The sequence below is a fragment of the Pseudoflavonifractor phocaeensis genome, from assembly GCF_021531375.1.
GTDB lineage: Bacteria > Bacillota > Clostridia > Oscillospirales > Oscillospiraceae > Lawsonibacter > Lawsonibacter phocaeensis_B.
Genome location: NZ_JADYTU010000037.1, coordinates 1 through 18,562 on the forward strand (window position 1 = coordinate 1; position 18,562 = coordinate 18,562).

Below are 18,562 nucleotides of genomic sequence, written 5' to 3' on the forward strand. Positions count from 1 at the left end.
GCGGCGGAGGGGGGCTGGGCGGCGGTGGAGCCCAGCCGGGCGGCCGCGGCGGTCCCATCCCAGCGCAGCTCGGAGCCGGTGGCCTGGGCCAGCACCCGGAGGGGGAGGGTCAGCCTGCCCTCCACCACCCGGACTCCGTTGGGCACATAGAGGGCCCGGCCATTGGCGGTGATGTACAAGTCACCCGGCCGGGCCGTCAGCTCCAGACCGGCCCCGGACAGATGGGCCTGCCGTCCGTCCCAGGACAGCTCATAGGGGGTGTGGGCGGCGAAAGCCCGCAGGGTGATGTAGCTGGTGCCATCCTCCACCCAGGCCTGGTGGCTGGGCAGGGTGCTTCCGTTTACCACTACCTCCGCCCCCAGGGCGGGGAAGGTCAGGGTCAGGGCGGTGACCAGGGCGGTGGCCGCCCCCTTCCATCGTCGGTTCATAGTCAGGTTCCTCCTTTGGTTTGTAACCAAATTGTAACCTTTTGCTCCGTTCTGGCGCAAGCTGTAAATCCTGGAAAGGGGAGGAAGCCCTTCCGGGAGCAGGAAAAACGGGTGCCGGATCACTCCGGCACCCGGAAACAATTTGGCTGTCCCGAGACTGCGGCTCAGTTTTTCGCCTGGTCCAAATAGGGGACGGCCTTACAGGCAGCGGCCATGTCCCCAGCCACCACCATCAGCACGGTGCTGCCCACCTGGCTCACACGGGCGCCCTCCAGCTTGGGGATCTCGGCGGGGCGGTAGTCCACATTGGCGTCGATCTGGCCCTGTATGTAATCCTTCAGGGCCTTCTTGGCCTGGACGGCCTGTTCCTCCGTCTGCCAGAGCAGCACCGCGCCCTCCTCACAAGTGGCGCCGGCGGAGCGGAGAACGGCGCAGTCCGCCAGATCCTCCCGGCTCAGGCCGTAGTCGGCCAGCTTGTACAGAGCAAAGGCGGTGTCCCCGTCCAGAGACTCCAGTTCCTCAGAGAAGGCCCCCTCCTTCGCCATCAGGTCCAGGGCCTCCAGGGTATAGCCCGCGGGGTCCGCGTCGTTTTTCCCGCAGGCGGCCAGAGAGAACAGGCAGGCCAAGGCCAGCAGAGCGGCAGTCAATTTCTGTTTCATGATGATGCACTTCCATTTTCAGAGATTTCAGGGGCGGGCGCTTCCTCGGCGGGGGCGCCGTCGGGATACAGGGTGTCATAATCTACGGTGTGGGTCTGTAAGTAGGCCAGCCACTGCTTGCACCAGTCGCTGCGCAGGTGGACGCCGTCCTTGCTGGCCTCGGCGGGCAGCGCTCCGTTCTCATCGGCGAATTCCGAGTACAGGTCCAGGAACACCGCCTGCTTCTCCTGGGCAGCTTTTCGCATCAGGTCGTTGTAGACCCGGAGATGCTCGTTGGTGAGGTAGCTGCGGCCGCCGGTCTGGGCGATGACTTCCTCGTTCAGGGGGATCAAGCCCTGGATGTAGATGACGGCGTTGGGCTGGACGGCCCGGATGGCGTCGATGGCGTCGCAGTAGCCCCGGTAAAAGCCCTCGTCGTCATAGTAGCCCAGTTCGTTCACGCCCAGGGAGAGATAGACCTTTCCGTATTGCTCCAGAGCCAGGGCCTCCAGCAGGGTGTATTTCTCGCCGTTGATGGTCAGCGCCTTTTTTTCCGGAAGGGTGAAGATGGACAGGCCGTTGGAGGTCAGGTTTTTGCCGCAGCCGATGCCGCTGTAGATCAGGAAACCGTCGGTCCGGGAGTCGCCCACGAAGGCGGCGTCGGCGAAGTAGCTGTTGTCCACCGCCTCCCGCTCCGGGGCAGGCTGGGAGAAGTCGTATGCGGGAACCGGCTCAGAGCCGTCAGAAGAGGAAGCGCTGTTGTCGCCGCTGGTCTTCGGGCTCTCCGGGACGCTCTGGTCCGGGGACGGCGCAGGCGGGGTTTGGGCGCTGTCGGAGGATGTGGCGGGAGCCGGGGGCGGATCGGCGGGGCTGTCGCCGCAGAAAGCGGCGGAGGCGATCCAGCCCAGAGCTAATATGCTGGTCAGCAGAAAGGCCGCCGTCCAGCGACCATGGGGACGATGAAACATGAGATTGGACCTCCAGAAGTATCAGAACAGTCAGTGCCCTCCCAGATGCAGCCGGGGCAGCAGGGCCCGGAGGAGGGAGGTGATGAGCATGGCTCCCACCGACAGGGCGGCTGCAAAGCCGATGGTGTGGAGCAGGGTGGACAGAAACAGCTCGGTGTTTCCTGCCACGCAGTACTGCATGGCGTGGTAGATGCCGGCGCCGGGGACCAGAGGCAGCAGGGCCACCTGCAGATACCCGGTGACGGGACAGCGGCGGACCCGGGCCATGACCTCGGAGTAGAAGCCGATGACGGCAGAGGCCAGAAAGGCGGAGACGATGTCTCCCGCCAGGTAGCGGGTGGACAGCAGATAGACCAGCCAGCCCAAAGCGGCGCCAAAGCCGCAAATCAAGATGCCCCGGCCCTGAATGTTAAAGACCAGGCCAAAGCCCACACAGGCGCAGAAGGCCCAGAGGCAGGGGAGAAAATAGACGGAAAAACATTCCCACATCCTGGGACCTCCTTTAAAAGGGACTGCTGAACACCAGCGGGATGGCGGTGCCCAGGGCGATGGCGGTGGCTACTAAAAGGACCTCGGCGGTCCGGGTGAGACCGGAGATGATGTCGCCGGCCATGATCTCCCGCATGGCGTTGGTCAGCGCCATGCCGGGGACCAGAACCATCAGCGTGCCGATGGTGATGTATTCCTGACTCTGGCCCAGTCCGGCCCGCACCAGGAGCAGCGCCATACCGGCGGCCACGGCGGAGCAGATCAGGGTGCGGAAAAAGACGTTGGAGCCGGTGAAGCGCTGGCCGAACAGCAGACAGGCGCCCACCGCCATGCCGCACAGCGCGGCGGCCAGACAATCCCGCAGACCGCCGCCGAAAAAGAGGGAGAAAAAAGCCGCGGCCGCCGTATAGCCCAGCAGCAGTACCCAGGGAGAGAACTGCCGGCGGTCCGGCTCCAGATGGTCCACCAAAGCCTGGGCCTCCTCCAGGGGGAGGGGCTCCCGGCACAAATGGCGGCAGAGCTCGTTGCACCGCTCCAAAAGCTCGATATCCGTCCCATGGGCGGGGATGCGGCACATCCGGGTGATGGGGTGTCCATCCGGTGTGTTGACGCTGACGATCAGACAGGTGGGAATGGCAAAGACCTGGGGGTCAGCCCCGTAGGCGGAGAGCAGACGCTCCACCGATTCCTCCACCCGATAGATCTCGGCTCCGCTGGTCATCAGCCGTCGGCCCAGCTCAGCGCCCAGATTCAGCAATTTGTCGTGATCCATCGAATCCGCGCTCCTTCCTAGAACAGGATAACATGTTTTTTGAAAAAAACAAGAGCGGAAGTCATTATGTTTTTATGAACTGCTGGGGCGGATGAGGGCGTTTTACTTTATGACAGCAGAGACCTAAAATTTTTTATTGAAATTTAGTATACTAAATACTATAATTGAACTAAAAGGAGGGAGAAGGAATGAAGATCACCGAAGTGGAGCTGCTCCTTCTCCAGGGGAAGCCCGCCTTTGACCATGGCTCGTTCCAGCCGTTGGTGCTGAAACTGGGTACAGACGAGGGCCTGACCGGATACGGAGAGCTGTCCATGGCCATCGGCAACAGCCGCTGGGAGGCCGTGGGTGCGGTCCGCGATCTGGCGGGAGAGATCAAGGGCAGAGACTTTCGCAACACCACCCAGCTGTGGGAACGTATGGCCCGGCAGAATCTGTGGGCAATGAGCGGGGGATGCCCGCTCTATGCGGCCATCAGCGCCATTGATATGGCGCTGTGGGATCTGAAAGGAAAGTGGCTGGAGGTCCCCTTGTATCAGCTGTTGGGCGGAAAATGCCGGGACGCCGTGCCCTGTTACGCCAGCCAGATCCAGTTTGGGTGGCGCGGCGGTGCGGGGAAGGCGGTGACGCCGGAAGAGCTGGCCGACCAGGCCGCCCAAGCGGTGGAGGAAGGCTATCGGTGGATCAAGCTGGACCCCATGGGATATTCTGACCAGGGGGTCTGGAAGGGCTGGAATCTGACGGGGATCTTGGAGCCCCGGATCCTGCGGACGGTGAGCCAGCGCATGGAGGCGGTCCGCCGCGCCGTGGGCGACGGCGTGGGGATTATTGTAGAAAACCACTGTCTGACGGACGCGGCCTCGGCCATCGATCTGATCCGGCTGTTGGAGACGGTGGAGATCTCGCTGTTTGAAGAGGTGACCGCGCCCGACCGCCCGGAGGCGCTGAAGACCGTGCGGGAGCGGACCTGCGCCCATCTGAGCGCGGGCGAGAAGCTGGTGGCCCGGGCCGGGTTCCAGCCTTATATCACCCAGCGGCTGGTGGATGTTATCCAGCCCGATCTGGGGATCTGCGGCGGCGTGACCGAGATCATGCCTATCTGCGCCATGGCGCAAATGTATGATATTCAGGTGTCCCTGCATACCTGCCACGGGCCCATCTCCACCGCCGCGTCTTTGCAGGTCGAGGCGGCCTTGCCCAACCTGCTGCTCCATGAGGTGCACCGGGTAGCCGCGCTGGAAGAAAACCAGGCGTTGGGCAGCGTGCCGCTCCGCCCTGTGGGGGGAATGTACGCCGTCCCCGAGGGGCACGGAATCGGGCAGGAGCCGAGCAAATGGGCGCTGGATCACTGTGAACGGATCAAGCTGTAGCCGTTAACTTTACATAAGGGAGGAATGTTCCATGCATCCGGTGCATGATTTTGATCAAGACGCAAACCGGCGGGGGACAGACGCACGCAAATACGATCCCGCGCTGTGTCCCGAAGATGTGATCCCCATGTGGATCGCGGATACGGATTTCTGCTGTCCGAAGGAATTGCTGGACGCCATGGCGGAGCGGGTGCGGCAGGGCCATTTCGGCTATCCCTATAACGATGCCGAGTTTGGACAGGCGGTGGCCCACTGGCAGAAGGAGCGCTTTGGCTGGGACGCTAGCCCGGAATGGGTGGACTTCGCACCGGGCGCTGTCATGCCGCTGCTGTACGGCATTCGGGCGTTTTCCGCTCCGGGCGACAAGGTGCTGATCCAGACGCCCGCCTATCCTCCGTTCTACGCGCTGGTGGAGAACAATGGGCGGCGGGTGGTCCGCAATCCGCTGAAGCTGATAAACGGCCGGTATGAGATCGACTTTGAGGATCTGGAGCGGGGGCTGGCCGATCTCAGGACCCGGGTGATGCTGCTGTGCAATCCCCACAACCCCACGGGACGGGAATTTACCCCTGAGGAGCTGCGGCGCATCGGGGAGCTTTGTCTGAAGCACCATGTGTTCGTGCTGTCGGACGAGATCCACGGAGACATCGTTTACGGCGGGCGGAAGCACACGCCCTTTGCCGCGGTGGACCCCCGGTTTGCCGGAAACTGCTGTATCGCGGTCAACCCCAGCAAGACCTTCAATACGGCCGGCCTGCGTACGGCGGCGTTTATCGCGCCCGATCCCAATGTCCGCGCCCTGATGCTGGAGCAGCGCATGAATAACAAAGCCTTTGGGCGTCCGGTGTTCGGCGCGCTTTCCGTAAAGGTGCTCTACCGGCAGTGCGGCTACTATGCCGACCAGATGCTGGAGTACCTGGAGGGGAACATCCGCCTGGTGGAGGAGAGCCTGTCCCAGTGCAGGGGCGTCCGCCTGGTCAAGCCGGAGGCCACCTATCTGCTGTGGCTGGACTGCCGGGAGCTTGGCCTGCCCCAGCCGGAGCTGATGCGCTTTATGAAGGAAAAAGCCAAAATCCTGCCCAATGACGGCGAAACATTCGGCCGGGAGGGAGTGGGCTTTGTCCGGATGAATGTGGCCTGTCCCCGTGCTACGGTGGAGCGGGCCATGAGTCAACTGAAACGGGCGCTGGATAAGGAGGCATGAGCAGATGCAGGACAAACTGACGAAAGCCATTGATCATCTGATTTTTGCGCTGTCGCTGTTCTTTGTGGGATTCCACATGTATACGGCGATGTTCGGCGTGGTGTCGGGTGTGGGACAAAAGGCCCTTCATATCGGCATCATTCTGCTGATTTATTATCTGCGGGAGAGCATAAAACCAAACCGGAACAAGCCGCTGCGGCTGGTGGATGTGCTGCTCTGCGTCGGCGTGGTGGCCAGCGTAGCCTATCTGATCGTCATTGATAAGACGCTGGCCCTGCGAAGCGGTATCGTATATAAAGGCGACATCATCTTCGGCCTGATCTTTATCCTTGCCCTGATGGAGGCCACCCGCCGGGCGGTGGGCAATTCGCTGGCCATCGTGGTATGCGTCTTTATCGCATACGCCTTTTTCGGCCAGCACCTGCCTTCCTTCCTGCGCTTTGCCGGGATGAGCGTCAAGCGGTTCGTGGAAGTGATGTACATGGGCTCCGACGGGATCTTCGGCGTGGCGCTGTACTCCTCCGCGGCGTTCATCGTCCTGTTTATCATTCTGGGCGCCATTTTCCAGGAGACCGGTGTGGGCAACTTCTTTACCGACCTTGCCACATTGGGCTTCGGAAAATATTCCGGCGGTCCCGCAAAGGTCTCGGTGGTAGCCAGCGGCTTCTTCGGCTCCATCAGCGGCAGCGCCATCGCCAATGTGATCAGTACCGGCACCTTTACCATCCCCATGATGAAGGAATGCGGCTTCAAAGACGAGTACGCCGGCGCGGTGGAGGCGGCCGCCTCCACCGGCGGCCAGATCATGCCTCCGGTCATGGGCGCCACCGCCTTTCTGATCGCGGAGATTTTGAATGTTTCCTACTTTGACGTGGTCAAGGCGGCCTTTATCCCGGCGGTTTTGTACTATGTGGCCATTTTGATGACCGTACATCTCAACGCGAAGAAAAACAATCTGAAGGGCGTGCCTCCGGAGAGAATGCCCAACGCCAAGGCGGTTTTGAGCAAGGTTTATCTGGCTATCCCCCTGATCGCGCTGCTGGTCATGATGGGCGTGTACCATATGACCGTGGCCCGCGCCGGTATGTACTGCATCTTCCTGACGATCCTCTTGGTGGAGATCAGCCCCGATACCCGCATCACCAAGGAGTCCTTCAAGCGCATCATCATCGGCTCCATCAACGGCACCATTCCCGTCGCCATTGCCTGCGCGGTGGTGGGCATCATCACCGGCGTGGTCATGGCCACCGGCCTGGGCTTCCGCCTGTCCAGCATCCTGCTGGATCTGGCCGGAAACAATATGGCGCTGCTGCTGATTTTGACCATGGTGGCCTCTTTGATCATGGGCATGGGCATGCCTACCACGGCGGCCTACATGGTGCTGGAGATCCTGGTGGCTCCCGCGCTGATCAAGATGGGTGTGGTCCCCATGGCCGCGCATCTGTTTATCCTGTATTTCGGCATCATCTCCAATATCACGCCTCCTGTGGCGCTGGCGGCTTACGCGGCCAGCGGTCTGGCCAAGGGCAACCCGACAAAGACGGGCGTGCAGGCCTTCAAGCTGGCAATTTCCGGCTTTATCCTCCCCTTCATGTTTGTATATAATCCGCTGCTGCTGTGCCAAGGCTCTCTGCTGCAGATCCTCCAGGCCGTTGCCACCTCTCTGGTGGGTGTGTATTGCCTGTCCTGCGCCACGGAGAACTATTTCATGCGCTGGCGCGTCTCCGTCTTGGAACGGGTGCTGCTGTTTGGCGCGGCGCTGCTGCTGATCGATCCGGGCACGCTGACCGACCTGGCCGGCATCGCCATCGTGATTGTACTGTATGTCGCGCACCGCTTGCTGGGGAAGTCCAATACGCCTTTGGCAACCGGTTAAAAAAGGATGATAAAGAAAGGATGCTCAAAATGAAAAAGAATGTTAAACGACTCTTGGCAGCCCTGATGTCCGTCGCTATGCTGAGCGCTGTACTGGGAGGCTGCGGCTCCAAGACCGGGGGCGAGACCTCTGCCGGCAGCAGCTCCGCATCCGCCGGCGAGCCCATGACCGTCCGTATCAGCGCGGGACCTTCCGGCGCCAACAACTTTATGATCTGCGCCGCTCTGGGCGACAAGGTCATGTCCGAGTTCAGCAACTATACCATTTCCGCTGAGATCTCCACTGGTTCCGCCCAGAATATCCGCGCCATGAGCCAGAACGAAGCCCAGATGGGCATCGCGATGAGCGACTCCGCGCTGTACGCCTATAACGCCGAGCGCGAGTTCACCGATCTGGAGCCCGAGCAGTTCAACTATGTGATCGGCGGCTACCAGACCATCATCCACATCATGGTCCCCGCCGACTCCGACATCCAGAGCGTGGCCGACCTGCGTGGCCGGAAGATCGCGGCCAGCCAGGGCATTACCGCCCAGTACTATCTGCCCATCGTGCTGGAGGCCTATGGTATGACCACTGACGACGTCTCGGTCTCCGAGCTGCAGCTGGCCGACGTGGTCAACGCACTGAACGACGGCACCGTGGATGTGGGCTTCCATATTACCTCCTATCCTCTGGCCACCATTTCTGACCTGGCTGCCACCAAGGGCATCCGGCTTCTGAGCCTGCCCGGCGACGTCATTGACAGCATTTCTGAAAAGTACCCCTACTTCAGCAAGATGGTCATCGAGGGCGGCGCCTATCAGGGCATTGACGAAGACACCGTCACTATTGGCACTCTGAATACCCTGATCTGCCGTGCGGATCTGAGCGAAGAATTCGTCTATAACTTCGTTAAGACCGTCTGCGAAAACAGCGAGGAGCTGAGCCAGGTGCACCCCAAAGCCGGCGAGTTCAATAAGGACAATACGCTGACCGGCGCTGTGATCCCCATCCACCCCGGCGCTGAGAAGTACTATAAGGAAATTGGTATCCTGTAAGATCACGAGATTTACGGCAAACGGGTGGCGGCGGAGATTCCGCCGTCACCCAATTTCTTCGGAAGGAGTGCGTTAGCATGAAAACTTATTTTGGGATCGTGCCCGAACCGGGAAAAAGATACTACGCCCAGATCCCAGTGGGCACATTGGCCAACAGGGCGGAGGTGAAGATCCCCTTTCTGCTGGTGCGCGGCATGGAGGACGGCCCCGTATTCTGGATCAATGGCGCGGTCCATGGCGCGGAGCTGAACGGCTCTGTGGCCGCCTGGGAGCTGTTCCGGGAATTGGACCCCAAGACCCTGAAGGGCACCTTGGCCATTACGCCCATTGCCAACGCCCTGGGCTTCCAGCGCAGAGATAAGATCTCCGACCTGGATTGTCAGGACATGGACACCAGCTTCCCCGGAAACCCCAACGGGACCTTTACCGAGCGTATCTCCCACGCCATCTACACCCAGATCAAGGCCAACGCGGACAGTGTCCTGAGCTTCCATACCATGGGGCCCCAGTGGACGGCGATCCCCTACACCGTGTCCAAAATCGTTCCCGGCGCCGATCCGGAGGTGATCAAGAAGTCCCAGCAGCTGGCTCTGGCTTACGGACAGGAGGCCAACTGCTTCCTGGATCTGGCCAACGCCTCCGGCGAGCTGCCCGGAGTCACCCGCGGCGCGCTGGATATCACCTGCATTCTGGACGGTATCCCCACCTTTATGGCGGAGATGGGCGGCGGCGGCCGTGTCCAGCGTGAAAATGTGGACCTGGCAAAGGCCAGCGTGCGTAAGGTGATGGCCTACATGGGGATGCTGACGGATCAGGAGCCTCCCGCGCCCATGCGGCGGCGGATCATTACCCGCCGTACCTTTACCCGGGGTGACGGAGCGGGCATGTATGTCCCCAGCGTAAAGCCGGGCGATACCATGACGGGGGGCGGCGTGCAGGGCCGTATCCACTACTTTGGCGATGAAATGGAAGAATGCCGGCTGGAGCAGGAGAACATTTTCTTCATCGGCGTGCGCTTCAATCCCGTGGTCAACACCGGAGACCCCCTGTCCTTTGTGGGGACCGAGTGGCATTTTGAGACCTGCTGACGGGAGGGCGCGCAATGGATGAGAATGTGATGTGTCTGAGCTGCAACGAATGCGGCGTGCAGAACTGCCAGAAGAAAAACAGCCGGTATCCCGCCTTCTGTCCCACCACCCAGAAGGTGCAGGACGGCGAGCTGGAGCAGCTGAACCAGATCTATGCCGGGCCGGAAGAGGACGGCAGAATGGCGCGCACCGCCGCCCGCATTGAGGCGGAATACTACTGCCAGAAGACGCGGGTGGAGGAGACCGTTCTGTTTATCCAGAAAATGGGCTATCAGAAGGTGGGCATCGCCACCTACGTGGGCTTGCTGCCGGAGGCCAAGACCTTTGCCCGGATCCTGAAGAAAAACAATATCCAGCCGTACATGGTGATCTGCAAGGTGGGCGGACAGGACAAATGTGAAATGGGTTTGACTGACCATGAGAAGGTGCGCGGCGGCGGACCGGAGACCATGTGCAACCCCATTCTGCAGGCCCGGATCTTGAACCGGGAGCACACGAAACTGAATGTGGCCATTGGCCTGTGCGTGGGGCACGACTCCCTGTTCTATAAACACTCCGAGGCGCCGGTGACGACCTTGATCGCCAAGGACCGGGTGCTGGCCCATAATCCGGCGGGCGCCCTTTACAGCAAGTACTACAGGCGGCTGTATGAGTAAATTCGCGGAAGATTGCATCTTCGAAGGGCTATAATCAGTAAATCCACAGAAAATCACATTTGCAAACGGCGGAGTCTATGGTATAATTGATATATTAGTTGGAAAATGTTGCTATGTTTGGTGGGTTTACATGGAAAATTATGCTCTGAGCCCGGTGGAGACGAGGAAAATTTATCTCAGCATTGTGGAGGAGTTCATCAATTGCATCGTAGACGGCCGGTTTGAATACGGAAGCCGGTTATATAACGAGGCGGAATTGATGAAGATCCTGAATGTCAGCCGAGCTACTCTGCGTGAGGCGCTTCGGGTGATGGAGTTTATGGGCATCGTCACGGTCAGTCCCAGAAAGGGGATCCGCATCAACGATCCCGCGCAGACGAACGGCTATCTCCCGCTGGTCTATATGCTGATGTTTGAAAAGATCAGCAGCGTGGAGCTGTTCGAGATCCGCAGGGCGCTGCAGTATGAAATGGTCAGTTCGGCGGCAGACCGCCGGTCGGAGGAAAATCTGAAACGCCTGCAGGAGATCCACGAGGATCTCATCCAGGCGGAGTATGCCGACTATACCCAGTTTGCAAAGGCGGACTATGACTTCCATATGCAGATCGCCCACTGTTCCGAAAACCGTCTGGGCATCAAGCTGATGCAGACCATGGGGCTGATGCTGCAGGAGCAGCTGACCGAAGGGGTGCGGAACTATCCCCAGGAGAAGCGCGCGCTGATCATCCAGTCCCATGCCGCCATCCTCCACGCCATTGAACGGCAGGATCAGCATGAGGCGAAACGGTGTATGCTCGAGCATTTGGAGCGCCCCTATCAGACGATCCGCCAGGCGGAGGCGAGTTACTATTTTGCCAACCGGCAGCGAATTTCCAATCTATAAGCGTCAGAAGATGCAAATCATGAAATCAAACAAAGGTGGAGAACAATTATGAAGGTTATTGAGACCAAAAACGCACCGGCCGCCATCGGCCCCTATTCCCAGGGCTATGAGGCCAATGGATTTGTATACACCTCCGGCCAGATCCCCATTGATCCTGCCACCGGCGCGGTGGCGGAGGGGATCGCCGCCCAGGCGGACCAGAGCTGCCGCAATGTGGGCGCTATTTTGGAGGCGGCCGGCATTGGCTTTGAGCAGGTGATCAAAACGACCTGCTTCCTGGCCGACATGGACGACTTTGCGGCCTTCAACGAGGTGTATGCCAAGTATTTTCTCTCCAAGCCTGCCCGCAGCTGCGTTGCGGTCCGCACTCTGCCCAAGGGTGTGCTGTGTGAGATCGAGGCGATCGCCGTCAAGTAAAAGCGATCGGGAGAACGATTCTTCATCATTGAAATCATTGAGTCCGTTTTAAAAGAACGGAAATGAAACAAGGCTCAGAGGTAAACCATCCAAGTTATCTAATAACAACTGAGGAATGGAACGAAGGTGAACCGGAAAAAGAGCAGTATCCCGAAGAATACTTGGTAACCATTAAGTTCTGGGATGGCGAGGATATTCCTACAAATATGAACCAGTGGATGCATACTGGTGGCGGCGAACTACAAGGAAAATAACATCTACTTGTTAAAGCAAAAGAGACTCCACCCGAAAGGATGGAGCCTCTTTTTATGTCCCCTGATGAATAAATCTACATTAGCTTAAACTTATTAGCCTATACCAACATTTCACTTAACTGGGATAAATTTGGCTCAATTTCAGCCAAAAAACGCCATATTTTCCGCCGCTATTGCATCACATTCGCCCATTGACATTCCGGTCAGAACGGGATAAGATAGCAACTCGGTTAAAAAGAAATGAATTATGACGAACCTGCTGCGGAGGTCTTAGCTGTGAAAAAGTTTATCATCTTTGTCGCGGCGCTGCTGCTTAGCTGTGTCCCTGTCATGGCGGTGGGCGCTGAAGGCGCCCAAACAGCGGGCGGCGTGCCGCTCTGGCTGTGTATCCCATTTGCCGGGCTTTTGTTGTGCATCGCTGTGTTCCCCCTGGTCCGCCCCCTGTGGTGGGAGAAATACCAGGCCTGGATCGTAGCCTTTTGGTCCCTGGTCTTCCTGATCCCATTCGGCCTGACGAATGGGGCGGGCATGGCGGCGGAAACGGCTCTGGAGTGCATCGTCAACGACTACCTGCCCTTCATCGTGCTGCTGTTCGGACTGTTCTGCGTGGCCGGCAACATTACTCTGGAGGGCGATCTGGCCGGTTCCCCCCGGATCAACGTGGCCCTGCTGTTGTTCGGTACGCTGCTGTCCAGCTGGGTGGGCACCACCGGCGCCAGCATGCTGATGGTCCGCCCCCTCATCAAGATGAACTCCTGGCGGAAGCGGAAGCGGCACATCATGGTGTTCTTCATCTTCCTGATCTCCAACATCGGCGGCTGCCTCACCCCCATCGGGGACCCGCCGCTGCTGATGGGCTTCTCCCGGGGCGTGCCCTTCTTCTGGAGCCTGCGGCTGTTCCCGTTGATGCTGTTCAACACAGTGATCCTGCTGTTCGTGTTCTATTGGCTGGACATGCGGGCCTACCGCATGGACATTGCCGCCGGCATGAAGCCGGACATCAGCAAGCCCGGCACGCAGGTGCGCATCCGGGGCCTGCACAACCTGGTGTTTTTGGTGATGATCGTGGCGGCAGTGATCCTCAGCGGCACGCTGCCCACGCTGCCCGCCTTCCAGACGGCGGAGGGAGAGGTGCTGGGCCTCGTGCTGCCCGGCGGCGTGCGCCTGACGGTACCCTCGGTGATCGAGATGACCATCATCCTGGTGGCGGCGTTTCTGTCCTTCCGCACCACCGACGCCTCTGTCCGGAAAGAGAACCACTTCACCTGGGGCGCCATTGAGGAGGTGGCGGTGCTGTTCGTGGGCATTTTCATCACCATGCAGCCGGCGCTGCTGCTGCTGAAGACCTACGGCGCCAGCCTGGGACTGGACAGCCCCATGGAGTTGTTCTGGGCCACCGGTGCCCTGTCCAGCTTCCTGGACAATACCCCCACCTATCTGGTGTTCCTGACCACCGCCTGCGCTCTGAACTTCACCGAGGGCGTCGCCACCACGCTGGGGACGGTGCCCACCGCCATGCTGTCCGCCGTTTCCTGCGGCGCGGTGTTCATGGGCGCCAATACTTACATCGGTAACGCTCCCAACTTCATGGTAAAGGCCATTTCCGACGAAAACGGTATCCGGATGCCCTCCTTCTTTGGGTATCTGCTGTGGTCGTTGCTATTCCTGGGGCCGGTATTTTTGCTGGATGCCCTCATCTTTTTCCGGTAAGGAGGCGACGGGACAATGAAAGAAGACAGCAAGCAGCTGATTGAGCTGGCCGGCCGCATCTATGACCTGGATACGGAGGTCTACCGGGTCCTGGGCTCCGGCCTGGGCCGGGTGTTCAGCGGCAGCCGGGACGCACGGGTCCGGGATATGGTCCACTATATGACCGCCCAGCCCGACGGACACGTGCTGCGCAGCGAGATCGCCCTGATCGGCAACATGGCCCGCACCATCCCCGACAAGGCGGAGCGCTCCCGGCTGATGCGGGAGTACGACGCCATCCTCAAGCAGGTGGAGGCCCTGCCCAACAGCTTCGCCGCCGGCGATATTTTGGACGAGGGGCTTGCAAGCCTCAACTCCAGCGCCCAACTGTCCGGCAGGTTCGGCGAGGGGAACCACCTGATCATCTGCATCGGCCGCACCTACGGCTCCGCCGGCACCGACATCGGCTTTGCTCTGGCGGACACCCTGAAGATCAACTACTACGACTCGGAGATCTTCACCGAGGTGCTGGAGCGGCTGGAGGCCGACAAGGAGGACGTGATGGACCGGGCCAGCTTTGCCCACAAGCAGAACCTGAACCAGAGCATCGACGTGAAGGATCGGTCCTTCCGGGAAAAGCTGCGGGAGTTCAACCGCTACCACGGCCTGCCCAAGGAGGACGCGGTGTTTTTCAACCAGAGCGACCTGCTTCACGAAATGGCCCAGCGGGAGGACTTCGTCATCATGGGCCGCTGCGCTGACGTGATCCTCACCAACCAGCGGATCCCCCATATCAGCATCTTCATCAACGCCCCCTTTGAGCTGCGGGCCCGCCGGGTCATGGAGACCGACGAGCTGAGCTACAAGAACGCCTGCAAGCTGCTGCGCCAGCTGGACCGCCGCCACCGGAAGTATTACCAGTTCTATACCGGCCGCCAGTGGGGCAACTCCGTCAACTACGACCTGTGCATCAACAGCGCCAGCTACGGTATCGAGGGGTCCGTCAAGCTGATCGAGCGCATCATCAACCAGCACACCAAGCGATGAGCGGGAAAACGTCAAACCCCATATAATTGCCTGTCAAAAAGGCTTTTTAACAGACTGCCAGGGAGTTGTACAAACAGGTACAACTCCCTGGTGCTTTATCGGGGCATCCGTGGAGAGACCGGGCAGGTCAGCACTCCGAAGCGGCGGACAGCTGGGGTAGTGGGGGTGGGTGTTGGAATGGTTCATCTGATCTGTTCAACGAATTATCGAAAGAGCCTATGTGCCTGCCGTCAGTCTGGGCTTGGGGGCTGATCTGATCCGTTTTCCGAGCCTCTGAGAGGCAGATCGTTTTAGTCCCATGCAAACAACTCCGAAGCGGACCCTTTGTCCGGATTCGGAGTTGTTTTGTTCCATATGGACCATCTCCAGATCGGTTTGTGAATATCGTCCAGAAAACGGGTTGTTTTTTATGGTGAAATATGCAATAATAACCATATCATAGTAATGGGGAGCGTGGTTTTCCATGGCAGCACAAACGGCTTATTCCGCTGAAGAGTTACGCTATCTGAACATGCTGGCCCGCCAGTATCCCACTGTTCAGGCAGCCAGCGCTGAGATCATCAACCTCCAGGCCATCCTGAATCTGCCCAAGGGCACGGAGCATTTCATCTCCGATGTCCACGGGGAGTATGAGGCGTTTCTGCACATCCTCAACTCCTGCTCCGGCGTGGTCAAGGAGAAGGTGGACGAGCTGTTTCTCACCAGACTGACCCAGGCGGAGCGAAGCCAGCTAGCCACTTTGATTTATTATCCCCGGGAAAAGCTGGAGCGGATACGCCGGGATACGGACAACCTGCAGGAGTGGTACCGGATCACCCTTTACCAACTGGTGGAGCTCTGCCGGCTGGTCACGGCCAAATACTCCCGCTCCAAGGTCCGCAAGGCCCTGCCCAAGGATTACAGCTACATCATCGAGGAACTGCTCCATACCCACCGGGAAGAGATCGACAAGCGGGACTACTTTGAGAATATCATCAACGCCATCATCGATACGGACCAGGCCCCTGGGTTCATCGAGGCGGTGTGTGGATTGATCAAGCGCATGGCGGTGGATCACCTGCACATCGTGGGCGACATTTTCGACCGGGGCCCCCGGGCGGACATCATCATGGATTCCCTGCTGAACTACCACAGCGTGGACGTCCAGTGGGGCAACCACGACATCCTTTGGATGGGCGCCGCCTCCGGCTCCCGGACGCTGGTGGCCACGGTGCTGGCCAACTCCATCCACTACAACAATCTGGAGGTGGTGGAGACCGGCTACGGCATCTCCTTGCGGCCCCTGTCCGTGTTCGCCAACGAGGTCTACCGGGACTGTGAGGTGGGCCGCTTCGCCGTCAAGCTCACGGGAGACGACGCGGTAGCCTATACGGAAAAGGATAAGCTGCTTTCCGCCCGGATGCACAAGGCCATCACGTTCATCCTCTTCAAGCTGGAGGGGCAGAAGATCCTGCGGCATCCGGAGTACGGCATGGAGGACCGCCTGCTGCTGGATAAGATTGACTACGCCAACCGGAGCATCACCATCGGCGGCGTCACCTACCCTCTGGAGGACTGTGATTTCCCCACGGTGGACCCGGCGGACCCCTATGCCCTGACGGCGGAGGAGGAGGCGGTGATCAACCAGCTCACCACCTCTTTCCGGCTCAGTGAGAAGCTTCAGCGGCACATCCGTTTCCTGTACACCAAGGGGAGCATCTACAAGGTCTACAACGGAAACCTCCTGTTCCACGGCTGCATCCCCATGACACCGGAGGGGGAGCTGATGACCTTCACCATCGGCGGGAAAGCCCGGAAGGGCCGGGAGTTCCTGGACTATGCCGACACCGCGGCCCGGAAGGCCTATTACCAGGAGCCGGGCTCCCCGGAGCGCCAGGACAGCATGGACTTTCTGTGGTGGCTGTGGGCCGGACGGAACAGCCCCATCTTCGGCCGGGACCGGATGACCACTTTTGAGCGGCGCCTAATCAAGGACGAGTCCTCCTGGACGGAGCCGAAGAACGCCTACTACACCCTTTACAACGATCCTGAGGTGTGCGCCGCCCTGCTGCGGGAGTTCCAGCTGGAGGGCCCCCACTGCCACATCATCAATGGCCATGTGCCGGTGAAGGCCAGGAAGGGCGAGTCCCCCATTAAGGGCGGAGGCAAGCTCATCGTCATCGACGGCGGCTTCTGCAAAGCCTATCAGCCCACCTCCGGCATCGCGGGCTATACGCTGATTTACAACTCCAGATGTATGCGCATTGCCGCCCATCAGCCCTTTGCCGGCCGGAAGAACGCCATCGAGAACAATCTGGACATCGACTCCACCACCACGGTCTTTGAGCGCATGGACGCACGGATGAAGGTGGCGGAGACGGACATGGGGCGCCAGATCCAGGAGCGCATTGACGGCCTGCAGGAGCTGCTGAAGGCCTATACCTCCGGCGAGGTGGCGGAGGATCACAGCAGACGGGGCAATTGACCAGGCTGCGTGTCCTTCCTGCTTCCCCCAAAGGTTTCCCATTTTTAGCAACATGCCGAATAGAAACACCAGATACATCAGATAGCCGCTCTTGGGTGAATCCACGACTAAGACGGAACGATTGAGGTATTTATAACTTTCCGGCTGATTTTCTTCCATATCACAGATATATATTATAACAGTGAAGGCCTCGGGGTAATTCCCTAAGGTCAATCAGTTAAGGACAGAAAAGCAGGCACACCGGGCATGGTGTGCCTGCTTACTTTATGGACATGTGACGGCGCGGATGCGCCGGGAGGGAGCTGACAAGATGAATCAGTTCCTGGAACAATTGGATTCCGGTCCATCAGACGATCAATAAGGGAAAATAAAAGGGAAAAACCTGAAAAAAAGCGGCAAAAAAAGTCCTGTAACCATTGTGGTTACCGGACTTGTCTCTGGTGTGCCCGAAGCCGAAGCGAAGCGCGGCATGCCGGTGGTATGCCGCACCGCTGCGGGTCCCTTCCCAAGAAGGCGAGCCGTTAGGCGAAGCCTGATTGGCGTCAGAGGCAACAGTTAAAACAAAAGAGATGGGCGGTAGAATAACCACCCATCTCTTCTGGTACGCCCGAAGGGACTCGAATTATTTGAAACGAATACTGTTTGCGGCCAAACGGTGCTTTTGAAGCACAATTTATCTGCTTTCTGGTGATATTTTCTTAACTGAACCCGATGCATCTTGAAGCCTGAGTTTCCCTTAAGGGAAAAAATAAGGGGAAACTTTTCGTTGGAAAACCTGTTTATTATGTAACATCGCAACGGTATAGATATCAGTCCTAACTATCTCGGGATGCTCACAGCCAGAATGGCCGGTTTACCTATGACCGGGTTTATGAATTTCCTCTCTCAGATGTATGAGCAGCTGCCGGTCATTACACCGGTGGGCTTTGTCACCGCAGATGGGGAGTTTTTAGAGCGGGAGGAGCTGAATGCCCAACAGCAGGAGTGGATTCATACTTACGAGATTTTGAACTACTGCGGAATGGTAGATCTCTTTGACGAGGCTCGGCCCATGTTCTGCTTTCACGAAGAGGACGAGTAAGCCTTTTGCTGCAAAGTTTGTGGGAATGGCAGAACACCAAATCAATTCATTATTTTTTTGGAGCGAACAGATACCTGTTCGCTCCAATTTTTACAATATGTGTATTGATTTTGATAAGGTAAGATAAGGGACCTGTTGACAAAGTGGCGTATAAACCCTTTCTATGGTACAATAACTATAGGGAGGGATGTGGCATGATGG

Annotated in this window: 18 protein-coding genes; 13 read left to right on the forward strand and 5 right to left on the reverse strand. The window is 58.9% G+C overall.

Annotation, left to right across the window (positions count from 1 at the left end; all coding sequences use genetic code 11):
• The 5 genes from I6E39_RS09955 to I6E39_RS09975 form a co-directional block, all read right to left on the reverse strand.
• Nucleotides 1-428, reverse strand: a 428-nt coding sequence (locus I6E39_RS09955) for a copper amine oxidase N-terminal domain-containing protein (protein ID WP_235381438.1), incomplete at its 3' end; no start/stop codon positions are given.
• A gap of 164 nt (nt 429-592) precedes the next feature.
• Nucleotides 593-1,087, reverse strand: a complete 495-nt coding sequence (locus I6E39_RS09960; RefSeq protein WP_235381439.1) for a DUF4358 domain-containing protein — start codon at nt 1,085-1,087, stop codon at nt 593-595.
• The gene (locus I6E39_RS09965; RefSeq protein ID WP_235381440.1) at nt 1,084-2,034 is read right to left on the reverse strand and encodes a GDSL-type esterase/lipase family protein; all 951 of its coding nucleotides are present in this window, start codon (nt 2,032-2,034) and stop codon (nt 1,084-1,086) included. Before I6E39_RS09965 ends, I6E39_RS09960 begins: the two co-directional genes overlap by 4 nt.
• 30 nt (nt 2,035-2,064) lie before the next feature.
• Nucleotides 2,065-2,523 (reverse strand): threonine/serine exporter family protein, encoded by a 459-nt coding sequence (locus I6E39_RS09970; RefSeq protein WP_235381441.1) that lies wholly within the window; start codon nt 2,521-2,523, stop codon nt 2,065-2,067.
• A gap of 13 nt (nt 2,524-2,536) precedes the next feature.
• Nucleotides 2,537-3,295, reverse strand: coding sequence for a threonine/serine exporter family protein (locus I6E39_RS09975; RefSeq protein ID WP_235381442.1), 759 nt, complete (start codon nt 3,293-3,295; stop codon nt 2,537-2,539).
• A 188-nt stretch (nt 3,296-3,483) separates the two neighbouring features.
• On the opposite strand from I6E39_RS09975, the gene I6E39_RS09980 reads away from it, so the two are divergent.
• The 13 genes from I6E39_RS09980 (at nt 3,484) to I6E39_RS10040 (ending at nt 18,361) form a co-directional block, all read left to right on the forward strand.
• A complete protein-coding gene (locus I6E39_RS09980) occupies nt 3,484-4,665 on the forward strand; it encodes a mandelate racemase/muconate lactonizing enzyme family protein (protein WP_235381443.1) in 1,182 nt (393 codons plus the stop codon).
• A 31-nt stretch (nt 4,666-4,696) separates the two neighbouring features.
• Nucleotides 4,697-5,869 (forward strand): MalY/PatB family protein, encoded by a 1,173-nt coding sequence (locus tag I6E39_RS09985; RefSeq protein WP_235381444.1) that lies wholly within the window; start codon nt 4,697-4,699, stop codon nt 5,867-5,869.
• 4 nt (nt 5,870-5,873) lie between these two features.
• The gene (locus I6E39_RS09990) at nt 5,874-7,745 is read left to right on the forward strand and encodes a TRAP transporter permease (protein ID WP_235381445.1); all 1,872 of its coding nucleotides are present in this window, start codon (nt 5,874-5,876) and stop codon (nt 7,743-7,745) included.
• 29 nt (nt 7,746-7,774) lie between these two features.
• Complete coding sequence (locus tag I6E39_RS09995) at nt 7,775-8,782, forward strand: TAXI family TRAP transporter solute-binding subunit (protein WP_235381446.1); 1,008 nt, start codon at nt 7,775-7,777, stop codon at nt 8,780-8,782.
• Between the two features lie 77 nt (nt 8,783-8,859).
• Nucleotides 8,860-9,870: a M14 family metallopeptidase gene (locus tag I6E39_RS10000; RefSeq protein WP_235381447.1), complete on the forward strand. Its 1,011-nt coding sequence runs from the start codon at nt 8,860-8,862 to the stop codon at nt 9,868-9,870.
• Between the two features lie 14 nt (nt 9,871-9,884).
• On the forward strand, nt 9,885-10,526 hold the full coding sequence (locus I6E39_RS10005) for a DUF1847 domain-containing protein (protein WP_235381448.1): 642 nt from the start codon (nt 9,885-9,887) through the stop codon (nt 10,524-10,526).
• A 130-nt stretch (nt 10,527-10,656) separates the two neighbouring features.
• Nucleotides 10,657-11,409: a FadR/GntR family transcriptional regulator gene (locus tag I6E39_RS10010; RefSeq protein ID WP_235381449.1), complete on the forward strand. Its 753-nt coding sequence runs from the start codon at nt 10,657-10,659 to the stop codon at nt 11,407-11,409.
• 48 nt (nt 11,410-11,457) lie between these two features.
• Nucleotides 11,458-11,826 carry a RidA family protein gene (locus I6E39_RS10015; RefSeq protein WP_235381450.1) on the forward strand — a complete coding sequence of 123 codons (369 nt, stop codon included), beginning with the start codon at nt 11,458-11,460 and terminating at the stop codon, nt 11,824-11,826.
• Between the two features lie 62 nt (nt 11,827-11,888).
• Nucleotides 11,889-12,080 (forward strand): hypothetical protein, encoded by a 192-nt coding sequence (locus I6E39_RS10020; RefSeq protein WP_235381451.1) that lies wholly within the window; start codon nt 11,889-11,891, stop codon nt 12,078-12,080.
• Between the two features lie 276 nt (nt 12,081-12,356).
• Nucleotides 12,357-13,790: a sodium:proton antiporter gene (locus tag I6E39_RS10025; protein ID WP_338127133.1), complete on the forward strand. Its 1,434-nt coding sequence runs from the start codon at nt 12,357-12,359 to the stop codon at nt 13,788-13,790.
• Between the two features lie 15 nt (nt 13,791-13,805).
• Nucleotides 13,806-14,816 (forward strand): cytidylate kinase-like family protein, encoded by a 1,011-nt coding sequence (locus tag I6E39_RS10030; RefSeq protein ID WP_235381452.1) that lies wholly within the window; start codon nt 13,806-13,808, stop codon nt 14,814-14,816.
• Nucleotides 14,817-15,279: 463 nt separating this feature from the next.
• Entirely contained in the window at nt 15,280-17,280 is a 2,001-nt protein-coding gene (locus I6E39_RS10035) for a fructose-1,6-bisphosphatase (protein ID WP_235381453.1), read from the forward strand.
• Nucleotides 17,281-18,139: 859 nt separating this feature from the next.
• Nucleotides 18,140-18,361 carry a hypothetical protein gene (locus I6E39_RS10040; protein ID WP_235381454.1) on the forward strand — a complete coding sequence of 74 codons (222 nt, stop codon included), beginning with the start codon at nt 18,140-18,142 and terminating at the stop codon, nt 18,359-18,361.
• Nucleotides 18,362-18,562: the final 201 nt, after the last annotated feature.